This is a genomic window from Staphylococcus sp. GDX8P114P-2, assembly GCF_017892945.1.
In the GTDB taxonomy this organism is placed as follows: Bacteria; Bacillota; Bacilli; order Staphylococcales; family Staphylococcaceae; genus Staphylococcus; species Staphylococcus arlettae.
The window spans coordinates 407-4,632 of record NZ_JAESMB010000003.1; the positions used below are offsets into that span (position 1 = coordinate 407).

4 protein-coding genes and 1 pseudogene are annotated in these 4,226 nt (G+C 30.4%); all 5 read right to left on the reverse strand.

The genetic code is table 11. The features are described 5' to 3' along the window. Positions 1–75: pseudogene (locus tag KA845_RS13145) on the reverse strand (MobV family relaxase); the annotation flags it as partial. 186 nt (positions 76–261) lie between these two features. Then, complete coding sequence (gene tet(K) / locus KA845_RS01265) at positions 262–1,641, reverse strand: tetracycline efflux MFS transporter Tet(K) (protein WP_000492283.1); 1,380 nt, start codon at positions 1,639–1,641, stop codon at positions 262–264. Between the two features lie 161 nt (positions 1,642–1,802). Next, entirely contained in the window at positions 1,803–2,747 is a 945-nt protein-coding gene (locus tag KA845_RS01270) for a replication initiation factor domain-containing protein (RefSeq protein ID WP_000042122.1), read from the reverse strand. A 218-nt stretch (positions 2,748–2,965) separates the two neighbouring features. Next, on the reverse strand, positions 2,966–3,145 hold the full coding sequence (locus KA845_RS01275; RefSeq protein WP_000042035.1) for a hypothetical protein: 180 nt from the start codon (positions 3,143–3,145) through the stop codon (positions 2,966–2,968). Between the two features lie 186 nt (positions 3,146–3,331). Beyond that, positions 3,332–4,226: plasmid recombination protein (locus KA845_RS01280; protein ID WP_020369105.1), on the reverse strand; the 895-nt coding region annotated here is incomplete at its 5' end.

Genomic DNA, 4,226 nt, shown 5'->3' on the forward strand with positions numbered 1-4,226 from the left:
TTGAACATGTTTTTGTATGCCCGTTGTATTTGTTCCAGATTTAACTTTTGAAACTCTAACAATGGAATAAGACATATAAAAATCACTCCTAAGCACAAAGGTTTCATGTGTATTTAACAGTTTAAGTCTAACACACTAGACTTATTTTACAATAAGTCGTTAATACGTGTGCTCTGCGAGGCTTAAACCTGTTTTTGCTAACGCAAAAAATGAGTGGCAAAATGCTAGCCACTCATAGTTCTAAACCAAAATATAATATAACTATTCAAACTGCTTTTCAGAACGTTTAAATACAATAATCGTCAAAAGACAACATAAAATAATAAGGATAGCCATGGCTACAAGAATATTACTATACACTCCAGAAGAATAATTTATAAATTCCAGAACTAGTTTACGATTAATCAATTGTAGTGACAATAAACCTCCTACAATTGCTATACCTGTTCCCTCTGATAAAAAACTTGTGAAATTTAGCAAACTCATTCCAGAAGCAACTTCTTCTTCAGAAAGACTACTTGATACTATTTTTGATATAACTGTTTTAGTAAAAGATAATCCGCCCATAACAAATATAAACATAAAAGTAGTCAACCACATACTAAACTCAACAAAAAATGCAATAGTTAAAAAACTTATAGAGATAGACAATGATCCTAAAATAAAAACAAATAATGATCCTTTTCTATCCACTAAAAAACCACCAAAATAACCAAAAACAATAACACTCATGGTTCCAGGAAAAATAACACTATTACCTATTGTCGCTACATTTACATGATAAATAGTTTTCATCATATAAGGCACCATTGATATAAAACCAGCTACTATAGAAAATATTAGCCCACCAGAAAACAAACCAAGCATAAACGGAATGTTTTTCCCTAGTTTAGGATTAATAAAAGGGTTAGAAACTCTTGAAATATGTTTAATAAAAATCACAAAAAAGATTGTGAAGAGTATTAAAAAAGTCCAATTATAATTTGTCGTAAATAACATAAAACATATAATACTTATAGACATTAAAACAATACCTACGATATCTAATGTATTTTTTGTTGATTTACCAGGTACCATTACTTTAATAAGAAAAGGTATAGTTACTATTGTAATCATAGGAAGTATAAGTAGGTAAGACCAATGAATATAATGTGCTATTATTCCCCCTATTGAAGGACCTAACCCTTCACCTAAAGCTACAATTGATCCTATAAAACCAAAGGCTTTGCCTTGTTTTTTTCTTGTAATATTTCTAGCTACAACCACCATAATCAGTGAAGGGAATGCAGCAGATCCTACTCCTTGTACTAACCTACCAAAAATCAAAATAAAAAAGTGATTGTGACCAATAAAAGCAATCAATGAACCAAGACAGCTCAAACTAATACCAATAATTAACAATTTTTTTATATTTATATAATCAGATAATTTTCCATATACTGCTGTTCCTATCGAAAAAGTTAACATATATGCAGTGTTTACCCAGTTTGTAATTCCAGGAGTAGTATTAAAATGATTTGCAATATCAGGTAAAGAAACATTTAAAACCATTTCATTTAATACACTAAAAAATGAAAGAATACAAAGCCAAAATAAAACGCTATAAAACAAACCTTTAAATTTTTTATATAAACTAAACAATTTTACCTCTTTACTTGAGGTGACTAAAGTTTATAGGGGTAAATTATTCTTTCACCTCATATAAATTCCCCAAATTTTTAAATAGACACTTCATAAAAAAATCCTCCTAAATTAGAATAGTTTAAATATATCATTTTTGTTCAGTAATATTAATATGTACACTATTTCCAAAATTTAAATTCATGTTGCCAAAAATCGATTTGTTTTTGCAATTGTTTTTCGTTCGCTTTTAAAGTCGATTTCATTAAGTCCGTTAAATCGACTGGCGAAATTTCTTTTATCAAATTCTTATATTTTGTTCTAGAATTTCTGTGAAGCTTTCCCCATTCTTCTTCATCACTCAATAACATAAAAACTATTGCTCTATCCGCAGTGCGTTGGATAGTTTTCCAATCTGGTTGCAAGATATGTAAATCACTAAAGCAATCATTCCAGTAATCCACCATATCTCTTTTAAGTTCGATTTCTACACGCCATAAATGTTCAGACATAACTTCAGCATCTGCATTATCTTTACGTTCTTGCTTTTTATTATAAATTCTAATAAATCTATTACTATCTCTCACGCCAAAATATTTTGTTTCTGGCTTACCATTACGACCATAAAAAATAGTTTTCTTAACTGCTTTATCAGACATTGCATAGTAGTCACTCAAATCATCTTCAAAATCAAAGGCTAAATCTAATCTTGTAAAACCGTCATCTTCCATGTAGCTTATTATATTTTGTTTTAACCAAATCATTTCATCTCGTGTAAGTTTGTTTGGATTAAATTCAATACGCATATTACGTCTATCCCAACTATCTGCTTTCACTTTGTCATATTCAATATAAACTTTTTCTTGAAGTGCTTTAGCTTTAAACTTTGTTTGAAGAATATCCCAAAGTCTTATTTGGGGCTCTACACTCATAAATTTAGAAAGGGCTTGAGCGTTGTCTCGGTTGAGATTTCCAACGATCGTCATTGCATCAAAACTTAATTTTGGGTCAGATATGCACACAGTATGTGCGTCCAACCGGCTATTAGAGTAGCCGGTTTTAGAAAAATTGTCTAAATCGTGATTTTCTAAGTGATTTGAATGATTTGTATGATTATTTTTACTCATAAAAAATCGACTCCTTAATTTAAGAAGTCGCTCACCCGAATATATATCTTGAAGAATAAACTTATATCGTTTAATATCTAGATATACAAAATATAAAAAAACAACTTAGTGTTTTTTCTTTGGGTAAGTCGCTATCACAAACTTTGGTCAGGGAGTGAGCGACTTCTTTTTTATTTGTTTATTAATATAACACTATCAAAAGACTTGGTCTAATCAGATCAGGTCTTTTTCTGTTTTAAAACCTTAGCAACTAAATATACTGCATTTACTCCAGTGATTATTGCTAATATAACTGATACAGTTAAACTTTCTACTCGCATAGTTAATATTAAAAGCATGCAAAGAATAACGTTTAAAACTGTTGATATAACCAATCCCTTATCTAAATTTTTACTCATCTTCTTCAACTCCTTTTATTGCTTTATTCCAATTTCCTTATTGGTCGGAACCTACAGGGCTTTATGTGTTGTTGAGTTGGTACTTTCTTGGGATTAATCCCAATTCAAGTCCAACCAACTCGCTAACAAGTTAGCTAACACATAGCCCATTCCAACCAATAAGTTTTCTCGGCATAAATGCATGTTCTATAAGTGCATACCTCTATCTCGTTTTTGATTCTTTTGTTGTTCTTGTTGCTGTTCCTGTTCTGAATATAATTCTGGATTCATTTTTTTATCTAAGTTTCCTGCTAAACCATTTAGTTTTGGTTCATCTTCTGTTAACTTATTAACTCTTTCCGCAAAGGTATTTCTTCCTAAAACTCGTTCTAACTCTTTTAGTAAGATTTTTAAAAGCTTTAACGCTATTTCTATATTCTCTTTAAGTGGCTTTGCATTTTCGTAAAGTTGGTTAAAATTATCGTCTGCGTTTTCAATACGCTCAACTGCTTTATTTAATAAATCATCTTTCTCTCGTATTTCCTTATCTTTATCATCTAAGGCTCTACCAGACTTTATATACTCGTAATCTTCCGAAATATCTTGAGCAGCTTTTATCTGTTTCTGAAATTCATTGAAATCTTTTTGGCTTATTACAACATTTCCAGTTTCTTGTATTTCTTTGCTAAATAAACCACCTACTTTTTCAGTTTCTTGCTCATACGGAACATTTATAGGCTTTTTAAGCGTATTTAACGATTTTTGGTACTCTTGCATTAATTTATCGTTCTTTTGCTTTATATGGTCTGTTTTTTGGCTCTCACGTTCATATTCTTGCTTATGATATTCTGTTTTTTGTTTATACTGACTTATTTGCTCATGTTTAGCATTTGTTACTTGTCTTGATTGCCCACGTTCTAAATCATATCCTCGTTGTTTAACATGCTCATTAAATCTATCTTGAAACGCTGTTAAAGCTTTTTTATTACCTACAACTTCTTTAGCACTTAAACGACCATCATCAGTTATTGGAACAACGCCATAATGCATATGTGGTGTTTTTTCGTCCATGTGAACTGTTGCATATAATAAATTATCTTTA